The organism is Desulfovibrio desulfopostgatei, from assembly GCF_053570645.1.
This window is the reverse complement of the sequence record NZ_JBRBQS010000002.1, coordinates 2715043-2733590: the sequence shown is the minus strand read 5'-3', so window position 1 is coordinate 2733590 and position 18548 is coordinate 2715043. Positions and strand designations below refer to the sequence as shown.

12 protein-coding genes and 1 tRNA gene are annotated in these 18548 nt (G+C 57.3%); 5 read left to right on the top strand and 8 right to left on the bottom strand.

From position 1 onward, the window contains the following. Nucleotides 1-78: 78 nt before the first annotated feature. The 3 genes from speB to ACUZ9Q_RS12005 all read right to left on the bottom strand — a co-directional run bounded on the left by speB (nt 79) and on the right by ACUZ9Q_RS12005 (nt 2957). Nucleotides 79-1038, bottom strand: a complete 960-nt coding sequence (gene speB, locus ACUZ9Q_RS12015; protein ID WP_449247940.1) for an agmatinase — start codon at nt 1036-1038, stop codon at nt 79-81. 85 nt (nt 1039-1123) lie between these two features. Beyond that, nucleotides 1124-1960 (bottom strand): transporter substrate-binding domain-containing protein, encoded by an 837-nt coding sequence (locus tag ACUZ9Q_RS12010; protein ID WP_449247939.1) that lies wholly within the window; start codon nt 1958-1960, stop codon nt 1124-1126. 265 nt (nt 1961-2225) lie between these two features. Next, nucleotides 2226-2957 carry a sulfite exporter TauE/SafE family protein gene (locus tag ACUZ9Q_RS12005; RefSeq protein ID WP_022657477.1) on the bottom strand — a complete coding sequence of 244 codons (732 nt, stop codon included), beginning with the start codon at nt 2955-2957 and terminating at the stop codon, nt 2226-2228. Nucleotides 2958-3229: 272 nt separating this feature from the next. On the opposite strand from ACUZ9Q_RS12005, the gene ACUZ9Q_RS12000 reads away from it, so the two are divergent. Beyond that, nucleotides 3230-4459 (top strand): GGDEF domain-containing protein, encoded by a 1230-nt coding sequence (locus ACUZ9Q_RS12000; RefSeq protein WP_215647345.1) that lies wholly within the window; start codon nt 3230-3232, stop codon nt 4457-4459. Here ACUZ9Q_RS12000 and ACUZ9Q_RS11995 read toward each other — a convergent pair. Next, nucleotides 4443-7103 carry a bifunctional diguanylate cyclase/phosphodiesterase gene (locus tag ACUZ9Q_RS11995; RefSeq protein WP_192113851.1) on the bottom strand — a complete coding sequence of 887 codons (2661 nt, stop codon included), beginning with the start codon at nt 7101-7103 and terminating at the stop codon, nt 4443-4445. The genes ACUZ9Q_RS12000 and ACUZ9Q_RS11995 overlap by 17 nt on opposite strands. A gap of 763 nt (nt 7104-7866) precedes the next feature. Between ACUZ9Q_RS11995 and ACUZ9Q_RS11990 the strand changes: the two genes are divergently transcribed. After that, nucleotides 7867-9549 carry a sulfatase-like hydrolase/transferase gene (locus ACUZ9Q_RS11990; RefSeq protein ID WP_215647343.1) on the top strand — a complete coding sequence of 561 codons (1683 nt, stop codon included), beginning with the start codon at nt 7867-7869 and terminating at the stop codon, nt 9547-9549. A 2-nt stretch (nt 9550-9551) separates the two neighbouring features. Next, nucleotides 9552-11747 (top strand): tetratricopeptide repeat protein, encoded by a 2196-nt coding sequence (locus tag ACUZ9Q_RS11985; RefSeq protein WP_449247938.1) that lies wholly within the window; start codon nt 9552-9554, stop codon nt 11745-11747. Nucleotides 11748-12232: 485 nt separating this feature from the next. Here ACUZ9Q_RS11985 and ACUZ9Q_RS11980 read toward each other — a convergent pair. From ACUZ9Q_RS11980 to ACUZ9Q_RS11965, 4 genes are all read right to left on the bottom strand, one after another. Then, a tRNA-Asn gene (locus ACUZ9Q_RS11980) sits at nt 12233-12308 on the bottom strand. 70 nt (nt 12309-12378) lie between these two features. After that, the gene (locus ACUZ9Q_RS11975) at nt 12379-13101 is read right to left on the bottom strand and encodes an epoxyqueuosine reductase QueH (RefSeq protein ID WP_449247937.1); all 723 of its coding nucleotides are present in this window, start codon (nt 13099-13101) and stop codon (nt 12379-12381) included. Beyond that, on the bottom strand, nt 13074-15965 hold the full coding sequence (locus ACUZ9Q_RS11970; protein ID WP_449247936.1) for an Rne/Rng family ribonuclease: 2892 nt from the start codon (nt 15963-15965) through the stop codon (nt 13074-13076). The genes ACUZ9Q_RS11975 and ACUZ9Q_RS11970 overlap by 28 nt, the downstream gene beginning before the upstream one ends. A gap of 339 nt (nt 15966-16304) precedes the next feature. Next, nucleotides 16305-16991, bottom strand: a complete 687-nt coding sequence (locus ACUZ9Q_RS11965; RefSeq protein WP_192113854.1) for a metallophosphoesterase — start codon at nt 16989-16991, stop codon at nt 16305-16307. A 39-nt stretch (nt 16992-17030) separates the two neighbouring features. Here ACUZ9Q_RS11965 and ACUZ9Q_RS11960 point away from each other — a divergent pair, with 39 nt between their 5' ends. Both ACUZ9Q_RS11960 and ACUZ9Q_RS11955 read left to right on the top strand, forming a co-directional pair. After that, a complete protein-coding gene (locus tag ACUZ9Q_RS11960) occupies nt 17031-17786 on the top strand; it encodes a 5-formyltetrahydrofolate cyclo-ligase (RefSeq protein WP_449247935.1) in 756 nt (251 codons plus the stop codon). Beyond that, nucleotides 17777-18541: a polyphenol oxidase family protein gene (locus tag ACUZ9Q_RS11955; protein ID WP_449247934.1), complete on the top strand. Its 765-nt coding sequence runs from the start codon at nt 17777-17779 to the stop codon at nt 18539-18541. The genes ACUZ9Q_RS11960 and ACUZ9Q_RS11955 overlap by 10 nt, the downstream gene beginning before the upstream one ends. Nucleotides 18542-18548 lie beyond the last annotated feature (7 nt).

Here is an 18548-nt window from a genome sequence, read left to right as displayed (position 1 = left end):
TTTTCAGAGGGCCATGAGAACAAAAATGTTTTGATTTCGGGATGTTGGATTTATGCAAAACAGTTTTGTTTCATCAGATCAATCTGCGGTCCGAGGCTGCGCGCCTCGAAAGGCTGCCTGCGCCGCAAGAAAGGCAAAGATCACGGAGGCTCCTGCCAAAGCGGTAATGCCCGCCACGTCCTTGTCGGGCAACACTTCCACCAGATCCATGCCAACCGCGCGGCGCTTGCTGCAAATGCCGCGTACAAGGCTCATGGCCTCGTAGGTGGTGAAACCTTCCACCTCTGGCGTGCCGGTGCCGGGGGCATAGGCCGCATCAAGAAAATCAATGTCAAAGCTCAGAAACACCGGGGCATCGCCGATGCGCGCGAGGGCCTCGCGTATCACAGCCTCCAGCCCCATTGCGTGGGCCTCGTGCCCCATGATGATGCGCAGGCCCTGCTGGCGGGGCCAGTCAAGGGCGTTGCGGCTGTAGAGCGGCCCGCGAATGCCGATCTGCGTGGAATGCTGCGGCAGGATGAGGCCTTCTTTCAGCGCCCAGTAAAAGGGGGTGCCGTGGTTGTAGGGCTTGCCGTAATAGCTGGGTATGGTGTCGCTGTGCGCGTCAAAATGCAGCAGGGCCACTGGCCCCAGCTCCGCATGCACGGCGCGCAGGTTTGCCAGGCTGATGCTGTGGTCGCCGCCCAGAATGACGGGCAGGGTTTTGGAGGCGAAAAAAGGCTTCAGGCTGCTGGTGATGGCGGCAAAGCTGTCTTCCATGTAGCCGGGTATGGTGTCGATGTCGCCGTGGTCGGCAATGGTGAAGCTCTCGTTCACGTCCACATCAAGCTCGGGCGAGTATGGCTTGAGCAGGGTTGAGGCCTCGCGGATAGCCGCAGGACCAAATCTGGTGCCGGGCCGGTATGATACGCCGCTGTCAAAGGGAACGCCGATAATGGAAACATCGGCCTGCGGGGTTTCACCCGTTGCCGCCGGCTGCCGCATGAAGGTGCGGATGCCGCAAAACCGGGGGGATTGCAGGGAATTGACCGGACTCATACCTATTCTCCTGAAATAATGTATAAACTGTCAAAAGCAGGCCCCGGCCTCATAAGACCGGGGCCATGTGCGGAGGAAGGAAAGGCTATTGAACGGGCGTGGGCAGCTCTGTGGGAATTTCCATGGTAAAGCCAAACCACTTCTGCTGAAGCTCTGCCATTTTGCCGCTGGCGATGAGCTTGCGCAGACCGTCATCAAAGAAAGCCGCAAGGCTTGCGCTGTCCGCATCGTTGCGGCCAACCCAGGTAAAGTAGACCTTGGGGCCGAAGGGAGGGGTGAGGATCTTGAACACGCCGGGGCGGCGTTTGATAACGTCCGCAAGGTTGGGGTAGGACTGCGCCACGCCGTCAAGGCGTCCTGCGGCAAGGTCGGCGTAGGCTTCGTCAAAAGCCACGTATTCCTTGATCTTGATCTTGTCCTTGCCGCCAAGTTTTTCGGCAAGCAGGTCGATGGCCTTGATCTGGGCGGAGCCGGTCTGGCAACCCACGGTTTTGCCGCTCAGGTCTTCGGGCTTTGCAAAGGGGCTGTCTGCGCGTACCAGCATGGCCACGGTGGCGTCAGCTACGGGCACGCTCAGTGCGTAGTGCTCGTTGCGTTCCTTGGTGGCGGTGACAGACGTGACGATATAGTCAAATTTTTTAGCGCTCAGGCCGGGCAGGATGCCCTGAAAGGGAATATCCATGCGCTTGACCTTAACGCCGGGCATGTCCTTCATGATGACTTCAAGCAGGTCGGTGCTGTAGCCCACGATTTTGCCATTTTCCATAAACTCAAACGGCGTAAAACGGGCTTCGGTACCAATGACGATTTCGCCCTTGGCCTTGATATCCGCAAGCAGGTCGGCACGGGCGGTATTGGCGCCCATAAGGAGCGAACTTGCCAGCGCTGCACCAACCACAACTTTTTTCAGCAACATATTCATACGAAAACCCTCCAGATTTTGCAGAGGGTATTGCAACATGATTGCCAAAGTTGAAAATTGTTTTATTTCAGTAAATTAAATATTTTTAATTGAAAAAACAGGGTGGTACCAAAACAATATTGTTTTGTTAACCTCGGAAAGCCACTGTAGATTACAAATTTGTATTGCATCCGGGGCAAGCATCTGTTTGGAATGGGCCTTGCCTTAAATAAAAGGCCTCCACGAGGAGGCCAATAATGATGGAAAATTGCAGGTGGTTTGGGCGCTACAACCATGCCCGCCAGATGCAGACGAGAGCAGCAGCGGCAATGATGCCGCGCAGCACGGTGCGGAAGCGTTCAGGATTGATTCTTTTCGCTACAGGGAAAGCGCACAGCGTGCCCAGCACCGTGGCAGGCATGCCGTATGCGGCGTAGCGCAGCACTTCGGGCGTGTATAATCCCGCCCCGGCCTGGAGAACGCAGGTCAGCGAAGCCCTGATGATAAAAAATACGCCCAGCGTGCCGAGAAATATCCGTGGAGTCCACCCGGCATAAAGGCCGTAGGCGCCTACAGGGGGGCCGTCAAAAGAGATGGCCGACCCCAGCACGCCCGAGGCAAAGCCCGCAAGCCCGCCTTTGAGCCAGGATTCCTGCCCGGTCTGGCTTACGCGCGAACGGCTCTGCCAAAGCACAAATGCCAGCAGGAGTATGCCGGTCATGCCCTGGAGCATGCTGCCAGGAACCATCTGGAGAATGAAAAGACCGATGATGGAGCCGGGGATGGCACCGGCAAACAGAGGGTAGAGCGCGCGAACCTTGCAATACCGAAAATGCATGGCGGCGATCGCGCCGTCCATAACCAGATTAAGTATGCAGCTCAGGGCGATGACAACCTGAATGGGAATAAACAGGGCCGCAAGGGGCAGGGCGATCATGGCGCCGCCGATGCCGCTTGCACCTGAAACAAAGCCGCCCACAAACCAGGCGAGCACAACTACAAGAACAGGAGTATCCATAAGGCCTTCGCTGATCCGGCATCAGGGCCGGGGTGGAACGTATTCAACAGGCAACACGGCAGGTTGCAGCCACCTATTGGCCTTACGCGTGAAGGACGGTGCAGGTCAACCAAGCGGAAAGGGGCGGCAGTGCAAAAGGCGTGCTCTTGTCTGGCAGGCTGGGGAAGTTATTGCGCCTTTTCAGGTATGCATCAACATGCTAATCTTGCTTAATGTTTCTGGGGCATTCTGACCTTTTTTGGCTTATTCCCAACCGTTACGGATCGTTGCCAATGATTGATCTTTTGAGCAACTTTGATGCCTTCACCATGGCAGTTCTCGTGGCGGCTCTCTATTTTTCGCTGTCTTCCGTGCTTGTGTACACGTATCTGTACCGCCGAACCTATCCTGGGTTCGGGAGTATGACGCTCGGGCTGGTTTGCTGGTCTGTAGGGCTGTTTCTTAACTACTTCCGTCCCTTTGATCTGTTGCTTTCCCTCTACATTGGCGGAGTGCTGATGCTGCTCTCCGGGGTTTTTCTGTTCCGTGGCCTGTTGCTGTACGGAGGGGTCAGGCCGAGGCGCCGCATGGCAGTGAACTATGGTGTTTTTGCGGTTATTTCAGCCGCAATAGCCTACTATATGTTTGTTGATTTCGACACCTGCACAAGGGTTGCCGTATTTTCCCTTGGCATGGCTTTCATGTTTTTCCGCATCGGGTTTGAACCGTATGTGGTCAAGGGCTGGAAACGATATGCGACGCAATCCCTGCTGTCGGCGATGTTTGTTGTTCTTGGGGCGGTGTTTGTGCTGCGCGCATACAAGGCCTTCAACGCTGTGCAGTGCCTTCCCTCCGGGCCGGATGACATGGCCAAGGCCCTGTTGCTCATGGCAATGTTCATTGCCTCAATTTTGACTTTCAGCATCATCACCATGACATTTGCCAGAATGGAAGCGGAACTGCGGGTCGCCAACGAAGAACTTCAGGATATGTCGGAGACGGACGCCCTCACCAGCCTTGCCAACCGGCGCAAGTTTGATGCCGCGTATGAGAGCGAATGGAAGCGGGCCGTGCGTGGGCGGCTTGGCATGGCGATTGTGATTCTGGATGTTGACGACTTCAAGAATTTCAATGACCAGTACGGCCATCAGGAAGGCGACGAGTGCCTGCGCAAGCTGGCGCAGGTTCTGCAGGCTCATGCCCGGCGCACCACGGATGTAGCCGCCCGCTATGGCGGGGAGGAGTTTGCCCTGATCCTGCCCGGCATGGGCGCTACAGAGGCGTTTGCGCTGGCGGAGGATGTGCGGCAGGCCTTTGCAAAGATAGGCATTGAGCATGCCACTGGCAGGCACGGCAATGTTGTCACCGTGAGCGCCGGAGTCGCGGTGCTGGAACCTGCGGGAAAGAAAAACAGGCGTGAGCTGCTGCGCGCGGCAGATGCCGCCCTGTACGCCGCAAAGGCCAAGGGAAAGAATATCGTGATGCACTCCGCCGGAGCGGAGGGGGCTACTGGTCGCGTGTGATAATTGTTGGCCCGGTGCTGACGAATCCTCTTTTTTCCAGTTCTTCCACAGAAAGCGCTTTTGCGAAAAAGAATCCCTGCCCGATATTGCAGCCCATCATTTTGATTTTGGTGAACTGCCCTTCGTTTTCAATGCCTTCCGCAATGGATGCTATGCCCAGATATTTTGCCAGATCAATAACCGTCTGCGTGATGGCGCAGGCATCCGGGGCCTCGTCCAGATCCCGCACAAATGATTGATCGATCTTGAGCCTGTTGATGGGGTAGTGGCGCAGGGACGACAGCGAAGAAAAGCCGGTGCCAAAATCGTCAATGGAAATTTCCAGCCCCATATCGCGGAACTTGCCCAGAGCGCGGCGAGCCTCCTTGGGGTCAGTCATGAGGGCGCTTTCCGTCAGCTCAATGGCAAGCAGATACGGCGGGATGGAATATTTGTTGAGGATACGCTCAATCATGGGCAAGGCCGCGCCACGCAAAAATTGCGATGGTGAAATATTTATGGAAACCTTGGGCGGGTTGAGCCCTGCGGCGCGCCATTGCTCGATCTGCGCGGCGGCACTGTCGGCAACCCATTCGCCCAGCTTGTCGATAAGGCGTGTTTTTTCCGCCTGGGGAATGAACTTGCCGGGGAACAGCAGCCCGTCATTGGGGTGCTGCCAGCGCACCAGGGCTTCAAGACCGATTATGCGCCCGGAATCCAGTTCCACCTGGGGCTGGTAGTGCAAAACCAGCTCATTTTCTGTAATGGCGCGGGGCAAGCCGCTTTCTATCTGCAGCTGGATGGCCGCCTTGATCTGCAACTCGTCGTTAAAGAAGCTGAAAGTATTTTTGCCCTGCCCCTTGGCATGGTACATGGCAATGTCGGCATTTTGCAAAAGGGTGCTTATGTCGCTGCCGTGCTGCGGGTACACGGCTATGCCAATGCTGACTCCGGCGTAGATTTCAAAGCCGCATACAGAAATGGGCTGGCGTAAAGATTCAATGATGCGCTGCGCAGTGGCCGCCGCCTTGGCATCGTCCACATTTTCCAGCAGCAGGGTAAATTCATCGCCGCCAAAGCGTGAAACAACGGCATCCGCGCCCGCTGCGGTGGTGAGGCGGAGGGCCATTTCTTTAAGCAGGCTGTCGCCCGCCGCATGCCCGATGGAATCATTGACTATTTTAAAATCATCAATGTCGATAAAGGCAACAGCAAACTGGCAACTGGTGGGCGGGTAGCAATCCAGCGCTTTTTGCAGGCGGTCGCAAAACACGGCGCGGTTGGGCAACTGCGTCAGTTCATCGTGCGTGGCCAGAAACTCAATGCGCCTTTGGGTTACGGCAATTTTTTTTATGTCGGCAAACACGCCGATATAGTTGGTTATGGCCCCGCGCAGGTTGCGCACTACCTTGATGTTCAACCACTCAAGGTAAAAGGTGCCGTCCTTTTTCTTGTTCCAGATTTCGCCTTCCCACCAGCCGTTTGAAAACAGCTGATCCCACATGTGCTTGTAAAATTCCGTCCCGTGACGGCCTGAGGCCAGCACACGCGGGGTCTTGCCTATAATCTCCGGCTGCGAAAAACCCGTGAGGCGGCAGAAGGATTCGTTGACGGCCAGAATGTTTGTTTCGCTGTCTGTTATGCAGATGGCCTCTCCTGTGAAATCAAATACCTGCCCCGTAAGTTCCAGCTGTTTTTCGGCTTCATCTCGGCGGCGCAGGCTGTCGTAGGCAAGAAAGGCCAGAGCCACCAGCAGGGCAGATACCAGCGCTGCCGCGCACAGTGTGGCAGTGCGTATCTGTTCAAAGGGCGCAAAGGCGTTGCCCACGGCGCTGCCCACCACAAAAGTCAGCCCATACTGGCCAAGTTTGTAATAGCCGAATATTCGTTCAATGCCGTCAATTTGCGATGGGCGGCGGAAGTTGCCGCTGATGGGGGAGTTTGCTTTCAGATAGGCTGTGCCGCTGATGATGTGCCCGTAGATGAGGCCATCGCCGGTGGAGCGCACAAGCAGTGTGCCGTCCGAGCGGATGACATCGATGGAATCTTGCACGTCAAGGCCCAGGCTGCGAAAAAATGAGGCAAAGTAGTCTGGCTCAACAGAAATAACAATGACGCCGACAAGTTTGTCTTGCCGGACAATGGGGCTGGAAAACTGGATGGTCCATTTGCCGGAAACTCGGCCCAAAACCGGCTTGCCAACATGAATTTCCCGCCAGGGGGGGGTGAGGTGCACACTGAAGTGCTCTCTGTCGGCTATGCTTATGCCCGCAATGTGCGGCAGGGTTGAATAGGCAACAAGGCCGTTGGGTTCAACTATGGAAATTTGCAGCGCAAGATCGCCGATAATTTTTTTCAGCCGCTCTGCTTCTGTGCGGATATCATTTTGATCGGGAGTCCATGCTGCATCCAGTTCCTTGATGGCAAGCTCAAGGCGCTTGATTGTGGACAGCATGTGTTCGCTCAGGGCGCGGGCCAGGGTGCGCGTGGTAATTTCAACGGTAGACTGAACTTCTTTTTCTGAGCGCGCAATGTCCCACAGGGTTGCCGACCAGATGATCGTCAGCAGAAAAAGAAGGGACGCCGCCGTGATGGCAAGCATGCGCCTGTTGCAGTTGCATAACGCGCCTTTCTTCTCTCTGGTGCTTTGCTCTGCTATGGGCATGATCTCACCATCATTTGAAAGGAATTCAGCCGGGTGCCAGTGAAAGCCGATTCTCCCGCCTGCCGTGCTGGTGCAGCACCAAATACTCGCTGTTGCACCAAGTTTACATGATGCCGTATGTTTTTTGAATAAAAATAGTTGGATAAAACATAAATATTTAAAATTGTAGGGTTTCTTTATTGGTTGAGGCCGCAGAGTAAAAATATGCGCCGACATTTAAGGTACGCAAAGGCGGTCGCTGCTCTGCGTACAGCCTGGTCTTGATCAAATATCTGCTGACCTGGTTATTGTGTCGGAAATGGATAAAGGTGCTCCATACACGTGCCAGTCTTTGCAGCGCATAGAAAATATGGTGTTGAATAATGCATTAATTGTTCTATGCATATATTTTTTATTTTCTGTCGGTTATAGTTGTGGTTTACAAAGGTGATGTATGATGAAAATTTATTTCTATTAATATATCGTGCCGTTAGTTTGTTGTTAATGGAGTATGTATCTATGAGATTTATAAAAATCATAAAAACAATATTTAGAACAGGATATATAAAAAGGAAAATATTAGTGGCAATAATGTGTTAAATTTCATCTTTGTACGACAATTTTGTACTGAAATGATGCCGCATTAATGTGATGAAAAAATAAAGCTTATAGAATTGTTGCGGTTATGAGTATTGCGAAATAACAATATTTTTATCTAGTCAAGCCGTATTTACAATGCTATTTCTCGAACATCTTCAGCTAAGCACTGATGTTCGGAGGAAGCATGGATAAGTTTTTGCGTTTTATCTGTTTGTGTTCTGCCCTGACCCTCATGCAGCTGGGGGCAATGGCGCTTGTTTCAGGAACCTCCCTTGCGCAAAACGACAGAGGCACGTCATCCGGCCCTGTCCAGGCCAAGGGGTATCCTCACCCCGACCAGTATCTTACTGTCCCCAGCGTTAAAATTGCCGACAATCTGGAGCCTGTCATCCCCCATCCGGAGCAGGACAAGGCCGTTCGGGAAAAACTGGCTGCGCTGGAAAAAAAGTTCGGTAAAAAACCCAACATCCTGGTTTTTGTGCTTGATGACGTGGGCTGGATGGATGTGGGCTTTAACGGCGGCGGCATAGCCGTGGGCAACGATACGCCCTCGCTGGACAAGTTCGCTTCCGAAGGGCTTATCATGACCTCGGCGTATTCGCAGCCAAGCTGTACGCCAACACGCGCCACCATAATGACCGGGCAGCTGCCGGTGCATCACGGCCTGCAATACCCGCCCATGTATGGGCAGGCGGGCGGTCTGGACGGGGCCATCACCATTGCAAAACTGCTTTCCGATCAGGGCTACGTGACCCAGGGCATAGGAAAGTGGCACATGGGTGAAAACGAAGGCTCCCTGCCCAACAATGTCGGCTTTGACGATTTTCGTGGATTTCTGTCGGTTTCTGACGAATACACCGAATGGCGCGACATCAATGCCAATCCAGAAATTGCCCTCAATCCCCCCAGATTTGCCGCGTTTGAAAACGCCCCCTTCAGCCACAGCGAAGTGCAGTGCAAAAAAGGCGAAAAAGGCTGCAAGGATCTGCGGGTTATTGATCTCGACAGCATCAAGCATCTGGATGACGACCTGACGACCTACGGCGAAAATTTCATCAAGGCTCAGGCAAAAAATCCCAAGCCTTTCTTTCTGTATTTTGGCACGCGCGGATGCCATTTTGACAACTATCCCAGCGACAAGTATCTGGGCAGATCCCGCGCCTGCACACCGTATTCCGACTGCATGGTGGAAATGGACGATGTCTTCGCCCGCCTGATGAAGGCCCTTGAAGATTCCGGCCAGATTGACAATACGCTGGTCATTTTCACCTCGGATAACGGGCCGGAAGGCGAAGTATCCCCCTATGGCCGTTCGCCGTTCCGCGGATACAAGGGCACCACCTGGGAAGGCGGCACCCGCGTGCCCACGTTTGCCTATTTCAAGGGCGTGATCTCCCCCCGCAAGACGGAAGGTCTTTTTGACCTGGCGGATATCCTTCCCACTGCGCTTTCCCTTGCGGGCAAGCCCGGAGCAGAGCTTGCCAAGCTGCTGCCTCCAGACCGTTATGTGGACGGCATCGACCAGCTTTCCTTCCTGCTGGCGGACAAGGGCAATTCCAACCGGCGTAGCATCCTGTACTGGCTGGGTACTACCTTTGCGGCTGTGCGGATTGACGAATTCAAGCTGCACAAGGCTGTGCAGATCACCGACATGATCACCCGCAAGGGCTACAATGGCGGCTTTACCGGCGGCATCGTGGAAAAAACCGGCGGCCTTGTGATGTTCAACCTGTATACCAATCCGCAGGAAGACGATTCCGTTGGTATTCGCCACATACCGGTGGGGAATGTCATTAATTCGGAATTTGGCCGCTATCGTGGCGTGTTGCAAAAGTATCCGCCCAATTTCCGTTTGCCAGGGTACTAGGCTTGAAAATAGCAGAAAATATATGCAGATGCGGGCAGGCCCTTTTGCTGGGGCTTGCCCTTGTCTGCGGGCCGGACGCGACTCTTGCGGCAGACGCCTCTGATGGATTTGCCGGTTCGCAAAGCTGCAAGAGCTGCCACGAAAAATTTTATTCCCTCTGGTCCACATCCCGCCACGGGTTGGCCATGCAGCCGTATTCAGATGCCACGGTTGGCGCGCAGCTAGCCCCGCAGGGTAAAGGCATTGAATCCGGCGGGCGGGTGTACCGCGCCTATTGCGGGCCAGGGCAGGGCTTTGTGCGTGAGACTGGCCCGGACGGCGAGCACGACTACGCCATTGCGCAGGTGCTTGGCGGCAAAAACGTTTATTATTTTCTTACCAAGCTTGAGCGCGGGCGCTTGCAGACCCTGCCTCTGGCTTTTGACGTGCGTAACCGCCAGTGGTTTGCGGTTGCAGACAGCACGGCGCGGCGCAGCCCCCATTTTCGGGCTGGCGGGCGCGAAGGCCTCAACTGGCGCGACCGCGCCTACACCTTCAATACCTCCTGCCACGCCTGCCATGTCAGTCAACTGGCCACCAATTATGATGCGGCAACCGATAGCTACAGCACCACATGGCGCGAACCGGGCATCAACTGCGAAACATGCCACGGGCCGTCGCAGGCCCACAATGACGTCTGCCTTGCCGCGCAACAGGGAAAGCCGCCTACGGATCTGAAAATCATCCGTATAAAAAAAGATCTGGATCGCCAGCAGCGCGACGATTCCTGCGCCTCGTGCCATGCAAAAATGTCGCCCATCACGGATTCGTTCCGCCCTGGCGAGCGTTTTTTTGACCACTTTGATCTGATCCTGCTGGAAAATGAGGATTACTATCCAGACGGGCGCGACCTGGGGGAAAACTTCACCTTCACTTCCTGGCTGTCTGCCCCCTGCGTGCGCGCGGGCAAACTGGAATGCATCTTTTGCCATACTTCCAGCGGGCGTTTCCGTCAGGCCAAGGATCCGGATCAGGCCTGCCTGCCTTGCCATAAAGACAAGGAAGCCGGGCTGGACAAACACACCAGGCACAAGCCGGAAAGCCCCGGCTCCCGTTGTATTGCATGCCACATGCCCAAGACGGATTTTGCGCGCATGAGCCGGAGCGACCACTCCATGCGCCCGCCAACGCCTGCCGCGACTGCCAGTTTTGGTTCGCCAAACGCCTGCCTTGGTTGCCATCCGGACAAGGACGCAGCATGGGCAGATGCCCTTGTGCGCCAATGGCGGCCCCGGGACTATCAGGCCCCGGTGCTGGCCCGCGCCCGGCATATTCTGGATGCGCGGCAGCGTAACTTCAGCCAATTGCCAGCCATGCTTGCCTCCCTGACGGAGCCGGGGCGAGATGCTGTCTACGCCGCATCCATGTTGCGCCTGCTGCGCGCCTGCCCGGACAGCGCCAAGTGGCCGGTGGTTCGCGCCGCCCTGAACGATGAATCAGAGCTGGTTCGCGCCAGTGCCGCAGCCTCGCTGGCCGAAAATCGCGAGGCAGCTACGGTGAGCGCCCTTGCCAAAGCCTGCGCCGATCCATCCCGGCTCGTGCGGGTTCGGGCTGCCGAAGCCTTGGCTGGCGTGCAGAGCCAGGATATTCCGGAATCCTTCTTACAGGTTGTTGCCAGGGCCAGGTTGGAACTTGAGCAATCCTTTACCGCCAGAGCCGATGACTGGACGGGCAGTTATAATCGCGGCAACTACCTGTTGCGCTCGGGCGACCCCGCTGCGGCTCTTGCGGCCTATGAGGCCGCCTTGCGCCTGCGGCCGGACGCCAGCGCCGCGCATGTCAATTCCGCCATGGCTCTGGCCCGTCTGGGCAGTATGGCCGGGGCGGAAGCCTCCTTGCGCAAGGCATACGAGATTGATCCCGACAATGCAGCCATTGCCTATAATCTTGGCCTGATACTGGCAGAACGAGGTTTCAGGGCGGAGGCAGAGCAGATGCTGCTCAAAGCTTTGCGCCTTGCACCGACCATGTCTGATGCCGCTTATAATCTTGGCCTCCTTGCTGCCAGAACTGACCGCGCAAAGGCGCTGGAGTTTTTGTGTCAGGCCGCAGGAATGCAAGGCGGCAATCAGCGTTATGCCCAAGCCGTCCAACAGATCAGCGGCGATTCCGATATTGAGAGCGCGTGCGCAAAAAGTTCTGCCAGGCAGGCGCAGTGAGAGCCGGTATGGCCTGGCTGCGGGCTGTGATTTACGGCTAATGGGGGAGATTTGCGACTGCTGTGCGTGCAGGCAGCAGTAGTTTTGGCAGTAACAGTTTGGGAAATTGAGATTTTTTTGGTTATCGTGCGGTTGGGCTGTACTATGAATCAGGCAGCGGCAGGGATAACTTCAAGGTCAACGCTGTTCAGCATGGCCCTGTTGTAGGGCTGGCACCTATATTCTACTAGGTAAAACCTCTTCTGGCGCAGCCGGAAGGGAAGGTAGCCGCCCCTGATCTTTTTTGCTGAAGATCAGGGGCGGTTTTTTTTTGTGTGGGTACTGCAGTGTTTGTGTTGCGATGCAAAGCATGGGGGCTGGTGTGGAGCAGGCGTGAAAATGCCTATGAGCGGTTGTCGCGTGCCTGATGAACGCTTCGGGTGAGGAACTTGTTGAAATAAAACGAAAAAAGCCTTTGCGATTTCTCGCAAAGGCTTGCTTTCTTTTGGCTCCCCGAGACGGACTTGAACCGCCAACCTAGTGATTAACAGTCACCCGCTCTGCCAATTGAGCTATCGGGGATCGTTCAGGCAAGGAAGTGTTTACGGAAAATCAGGGGCAAGGTCAAGCGAAAATTGCAAAATTCTTTTGCTCAACCCTTGATGCACCGCAAAAGTTTTTTCTGGTAGCGCTCCGCCTCGCTGTAAACGCAGCCGCAGTAGGGCTGGCGGTAGAGTTCCATGGCCTTTGAGCGGTCTATGCCTTCCTGCCAGTCCGCGCGAAAGTCGCGATAGGCAAAGCCCGGCGCGCCCTCCTGAGCCGCCAGTTGCTCACCTGCGGCCTTGATGACCTCGTGGGGCTGATAGCGCGAGTAGAGCAGGCTGCTGCTCACCCAGGCAAAGCCCTGCTGCCGCGCAAAGGCAAACGCTGCCTGCATGCGGCTTTCGCAGCAATAGGCGCAACGGGCGGGCGGCGTGTCGCGCCCCGCCACAGCGCGCAGCCAGTTGGTGATGTCCCATGTTTCATCGGCGTAAATGATTGGCACGCTCAGACGTTCGGCGCATTGTCCGGCGGCCTCGCGGCGGCGCAGATATTCTGCCAGCGGCTGAATGTTGGGATTCATGAACCATGCGGTTACGGCAAAGCCTTCGTCCAGCAGGCGCGTGATGGGCATGACGGCGCACGGGCCGCAGCAGACATGCAGTAGCAGGCTGTTGGCGGGCAAGGGATTTGCGGGTGCAGCATCAATGGAGCCTGCCAGAGCAGAGCCTGCGGGTGCGGAGTCAGCGGGGGAGTGCTGTGCAGAAAAAGCAGCCGGGGTTTGCACCCCGGCTGCCGTGCCGTATTCTAAGGACGAACCATTATTTCCAGACATTTACCATAATCCTGCTCAATCTCGCGCAGGGTGTCGCGCTTGTGGTTCAGCAGATAGAGGGCCAGTTCCGGGCTTGCCGGGTATACGCATTTTTCCTTGGGTTCCGCGCTGACCATGCGGCGCAGTTCGCGCAGGGCCTGCAATGCCTGCCATTCGATATTGCGGCGCATGCCTGTGCCGCCGCAGGCGGGGCAAGGCTCAAGCGAAATGGCCAAAGCCGAGGAGCCAGTGCGCTGGCGCACCAGTTCCAGCAGGCCAAAGGAACTCATACGGGCAACATCGTGCCGGGCACGGTCGTTCTTCATGGCTGTGCGCAGGGTTTTTTCCACTTCAAGCACATGTTTTTTGTCGCGCATTTCAATGAAGTCGATAACCACCTGGCCGCCGATGTCGCGCAGCTTGAGGTGGCGTGCAATGGCTTCTGCGGCTTCCATATTGGTTTTGTGAGCCATGGCCTCAAAGTTGCCCTTGCCGGAAATTTTGCCCGAGTTGATATCGATGGCCATGAGGGCTTCTGTCTGGTCAAACACCAGACGCCCGCCAGAGGGCAACAGCACCTCGCGCGAATAAATCTGCTCCAGCTGGCGGCGCAGATTAAAGCGCTCCCACATGGGCGTGCGCATGTCGGTATGTACGCGCACAAGATCCTTGCGGCGAGGGAACAGCAGGTTCACCGTGTCGCGCACGCTCTGCGCCACTTCGTCATTATCAACCCAGATTTCGCACACGTCCTCGGTCAGATAGTCGCGCACAGCGCGCTCTGAAAGGCCCGGCTCCTGATAGATAAGGGTCGGGGCGGAAACCTCGGTGGCCTTTTTGCGGATATCGCGCCAGACACGCTTGAGATACTGCAAATCATTCTTGAGCGTCGTCTTGGTGGTCCCGGCGCTGACAGTGCGCACAATGACGCCTAGCCCCTGACCGGGGTCAATGCCGTTCATCATTTCACGCAGGCGCGAACGCTCGTCGTCGTCATCCACCTTGCGGGAAACGCCGATCTGATCCTGCCCCGGCGTAAGCACAAGGAAGCGCCCGGCAAGGGAAAGCCATGTGGTCAAAAACGCGCCCTTGCTGCCGGTGGGTTCTTTGACCACCTGCACCAGCACTTCCTGACCAGCCTTCAGCACCTTCTGAATGGGCGGAAACTTTTTGCCCTTGGAGGGTTCGTGGTGGGCCAGCCAGTATTCGGGATGCACTTCGTCAATCTGGAGGAATCCGTTCTTGCCCGCGCCGTAGCTGACAAAGGCGGCCTGAAGGTTGGTGTCGATATTGTGGATGACACCCTTGTAAATATTGCCCTTGATTTTGCGCTGGTGCAGCATGTCCAGATAGTATTCCAGCAACTGGCCGTCTTCAGCCAGGGCGACTTCTACCTGTTCGCCGGGCAGCACGCTGATGAACATGCGCCGCTTGCCCTTGGGGGCTTCGGCAGGAGCCTTGCCAGCATTGGCGGGCTTGTTGCCCTCAGCGGATTTGTTGCTTTCAGCAGGCTTGCCGGTTTCAGGCTTGCTCTGTTGCTGCTGCTGCTGGGGCTTGGCCTGTTTGGCGGGCTTGCTTTGCCTGGGGGCGTTCTGGGGGCGCGTATTCTGCGCACGGCTGGCCTGTTCTGGCGCATCATCGGCCGGATCAAGTGCGTCGTCATCATCGTCGAGGGGGGCCATGCTGGCCTGATCCTCGGCGGTTTGCGCGCCATCCTGCCCGTTCAGCTCTTTTTTGCGGTTGCGGCCACGCCCGCCACGACGTCCACGCCTGTTCTTGCGGCGCGGGCCATCCCCGGCAGCGGCCTCGCCAGATGCCTGGGCAGAACCGCTTTCAGCGGCCTGTTCTGCACCCTGTTCCGCCTGGACGGCAGGTGTATCGGCGGCCTTGTCCGTGGGCTGGCTTGCGGCCCGGCTTGTGTTTTGGCTCGCGTTTTGGTCAGCAGCCTGTCTGGGGCTTTGCCCACGTTCCGATGCGGGGGCGTTCTGGCGCGGCGTTGCGTCTGCGGGCTTGTCTGAAATTTGTTCTGACGCCAGATTTGCGCTCGGCTCAGCCGCTTTTACAGGGGCTTGTGCCACAGGGGCCGGGCTCGTGAGAGCCGCAGAAACCGCGGGTTTGTCTGCTGCGGGGCTCGCGGCCTTGGGGGCTGTGTCTGCAGGCGTTGCGTCAATGGTCTGCGCAGTTGCCTGAGCCGTGCTTTTTGCCGCTGCTTTTGCGGGCCGACCTTTGGGAGCCTTTGAGGCAGGCTTTTGGGGAGCGGCAGATTTTTGCTGTGTGGCTTCCTGCCTGGAACCCTCAGACGCTTCGGAAGCTTTGGCCGTGGCAGTGAATTCCGGCGCGTTGGCTTCTGCGGCCTTGCCCTTGCGGGGCGTTGCGGCTTTGCCAGCAGTCTTGCCCGCAGCCTTGGCAGGGGTTTTGGCAGAAGATTTGCTCGCCGTTTTGCCAGCAGCCTTGGGGGACTCAGCAGCAGGGGCCGCAGTTGACTTGGGCGCTACGGCATCTGCCGTGCTGCCAGAAATTTCTTTGGAGGCGTCGGCCGATTTTTTGGCCCTGGTGGTAGTCGTCTTTGCTGTTTTGCCCGCGCTGCGGCCTGCGGCCTTGGCAGTGGCGGCGGCTTTTGCTGCCGTGGTCTTGGATGAAGCTGATTCGGCCTGGGCGGCCTTGGAATCGGAAGCGCCTTTAGAATCAGAAGAATCCTTGGCGGGCGTTGACTCGGAGGATTTGGACGCAGCCTTGCCGGAAGCTGTTTTGCCAGAGGCTGGCTTGGCGGCTGGTTTGGCTTTGCTGCGTGTTGTGGTTGAACGTTTGGGTTTGGAAACTTCCTGCGACGATGCATCCGTGGCTGGCTGTGAAGCGGCCACGGGGGTGTCTTGGTCTATGGTCATGAAAATCCTTTTGCTGCGGGGCGCTGAGCCACCGCGAAAATTTCAGCCAGCATGCCATGCACTTACGGGAATGTGCCGTATTTGCTCCGCCGCAGCGCCAACAAGGCGCGCGAAGGCGGCAGCATGCTAATCCGCTTTTTGGAGAGTACGTTTTTTTTGAAAATATGCAAGCGGGCAGGGGCGGGGCGGGAAAATGCGGGAGGCAAGGCTGCATCATGTCATTATAAGATGCTGCGGCGGCAGAAGAAAAATTGTTGAGGCGGCGCGGAGCTGGGGCAAGGGCCGCATCCGCCGAAGTGCATCCTTGCAATGCGTTCCGGCAGATGCGGCAGGCGAAAATCAGTCTTCAAGCATCTTGAGTTCGGCGGAGAGCTGGCCCGAATTGGAGCGCAGCAGCACGTAGCCGCCCTGCGCCAGCATGCCGGGGTTGACCACAAGGGTGCGCCCCACGCGGTCCATGGCGCGTGATTCGTGGATATGCCCGCACAGGCAGATGTCCGGCTGGGCTTCTTCCAGAAATTCGCGCACGGCAGTGGAGCCTACATGAATGCCGCCGGGGATCATGTCGCAAGCGGTATCCTTGGGCGGATTGTGCGAAACAAGCACGCTGTGCGGATAGTGGCGGGCTTTTTGCCAGCAGGTTTCAAGCCACGCGGAGAATGCGGATTCCGGAAATTCGCTCGGCGTGCCAAAGGGCGTAAATGTGGAGGCCCCAACGCCAAAGATGGCGATTTCGGGCGTAAGCTCACGGGTGACGGCGTGGAGGTTCCAGCCTTTTTCGCTCAGCCACTGGTCAACTTCAGGCCTGTCCATGTTGCCGATCTGGGCCAGCACGGGGATGTCGTGGACGCACAGGGCGTTCATGACCAGCTCTGCCTGCTTGACGCCGCCGGTGATGGTCAGGTCGCCGGTAACGATAATGCCGTCAGCCTGCGAGAGTTCCGGTATCTGGGCAAAACGTTCAGGCTCGTCGTGGATGTCGCCCACGGCGATCCAGAGAAAATCCTGAGAGTCGGCGCTTGGCATGGTATTGCTTCCTTTGTTACAGTGGCACAGGTGTTGAGAATGCCACACATTGCACCACAAGGAAAGAGCCGCTTGCCCTCCAATGCCACGCCCCCCGCGCCTGTGCCGCCCAGCCAGTCAGTGAATCAGCCGGATGCTCCGCCAACGAGTTTGGCGGGCAATCTTTCTGGCGAGTTGTCCGATGCTACGGCTCAGGCCAGAAACGATGTGCGTAAAGTTATGCGCCGTCTGCGGGCGGAGCAGTCGCCCCAGTTGGCCGAAATCCGCAGCGAGGCGGCGCAGAGCAGGCTGATGGAATCCGCCCTGTGGAAGAATGCCCACTCCGTGGCCCTCTATGTGGGCGTCAGGGGCGAGCTTGGCACGCAGGCCCTGCTGCGCGCAGCGTGGCAGGCCGGTGTGCTTGTGTGGCTGCCGCGTGTGCGGCGCAGCGAACCGGGATTTATGGATTTTGTGGCCTGCAGCGGCCCGGATCAGTTGCGGCCCGGCCCTCTCGGCCTGCTTGAACCGCACGATTCCCTGCCCGGTTTCGGGCCGGAAGCAGCGGGCGGCAGCGGCGCGGGGGAAGCGCACCCACTTGCCCCCGATCTTGCGCTCCTGCCCGGCGTGGCCTTTGATCTCGCTGGCGGGCGGCTGGGCTATGGCGGCGGCTATTACGACCGCTTTCTGGAAAAAGGATTCACCTGCCCCCGCGTGGGCCTGTGTTTTGAATTTCAGCTTGTGGAATCCCTGCCCCTGGCCCCCTGGGACCAGCGGGTCAACTACATATGTACTGAAGAGCGTATGCTGTGTCTGTAAGCTATATTCCCTTTGTTTTCCCCGGTGTTCCGCAGGTGCGTTGCGCCTTTCAGACCCGCGCCGGAGGCGTGAGCCTTGGCGAGTTTGGCGGCGGCAACATTGCTTTTACCGTGCAGGATAACCCCGAACACGTCATTGCCAACCGCCGCAGCCTGCTGGAAGGCCTGCGCCCGCAAGGCATGACCGCCTGGGCCGAACTGATGCAGGTGCACGGCGATGGTTTTGTTTTTGAGCCGGAAGCCGTGGCCTGCGAAACGCCCGTCACGGCGGAGGGCGACGGCATGGCCACAGCGCGTCCCGGCCTTGGCCTGCTCATTAAGACGGCAGATTGTCAGCCCATCCTCATTGCCCACAAAAGCGGCGCGTATATCGCCGCCATGCACGCGGGCTGGCGCGGCAACCGCTGCGATTTCCCCATCACGGGCGTAGCCCGCTTCTGCGAGCGTTATGGTCTTGAACCGCGCGATCTGCTGGCAGTGCGCGGCCCCAGCCTCGGGCCGGGCAAGGCGGAATTTGTCAATTTTGACAAGGAGTGGGGCGATCCCTACCTGCCCTGGTTTGACGCCAGCAGTAAAACCATGGATTTGTGGGGCCTTACGCGGCACCAGCTTGAGCGCGCGGGGCTTTTGCCGCGCAATATCTACGGGCTGGACATCTGCACCGCCAGCAACAACGAGCAGTTTTTTTCCTACCGCTGCGCCAGACGCTCGGGCCGTCAGGCCAGCCTTGTGTGGATAGCAGCCTTGAGCCATTGACAGGCCG

Bases quoted from the DNA above. Each gene is read 5' to 3' on its own strand.
- speB (WP_449247940.1), bottom strand. From the start codon at position 1,038: ATGAGTCCGGTCAATTCCCTGCAATCCCCCCGGTTTTGCGGCATCCGC.
- ACUZ9Q_RS12010 (WP_449247939.1), bottom strand. From the start codon at position 1,960: ATGAATATGTTGCTGAAAAAAGTTGTGGTTGGTGCAGCGCTGGCAAGT.
- ACUZ9Q_RS12005 (WP_022657477.1), bottom strand. From the start codon at position 2,957: ATGGATACTCCTGTTCTTGTAGTTGTGCTCGCCTGGTTTGTGGGCGGC.
- ACUZ9Q_RS12000 (WP_215647345.1), top strand. From the start codon at position 3,230: ATGATTGATCTTTTGAGCAACTTTGATGCCTTCACCATGGCAGTTCTC.
- ACUZ9Q_RS11995 (WP_192113851.1), bottom strand. From the start codon at position 7,103: ATGCCCATAGCAGAGCAAAGCACCAGAGAGAAGAAAGGCGCGTTATGC.
- ACUZ9Q_RS11990 (WP_215647343.1), top strand. From the start codon at position 7,867: ATGGATAAGTTTTTGCGTTTTATCTGTTTGTGTTCTGCCCTGACCCTC.
- ACUZ9Q_RS11975 (WP_449247937.1), bottom strand. From the start codon at position 13,101: ATGTCTGGAAATAATGGTTCGTCCTTAGAATACGGCACGGCAGCCGGG.
- ACUZ9Q_RS11970 (WP_449247936.1), bottom strand. From the start codon at position 15,965: ATGACCATAGACCAAGACACCCCCGTGGCCGCTTCACAGCCAGCCACG.
- ACUZ9Q_RS11965 (WP_192113854.1), bottom strand. From the start codon at position 16,991: ATGCCAAGCGCCGACTCTCAGGATTTTCTCTGGATCGCCGTGGGCGAC.
- ACUZ9Q_RS11960 (WP_449247935.1), top strand. From the start codon at position 17,031: ATGCCACACATTGCACCACAAGGAAAGAGCCGCTTGCCCTCCAATGCC.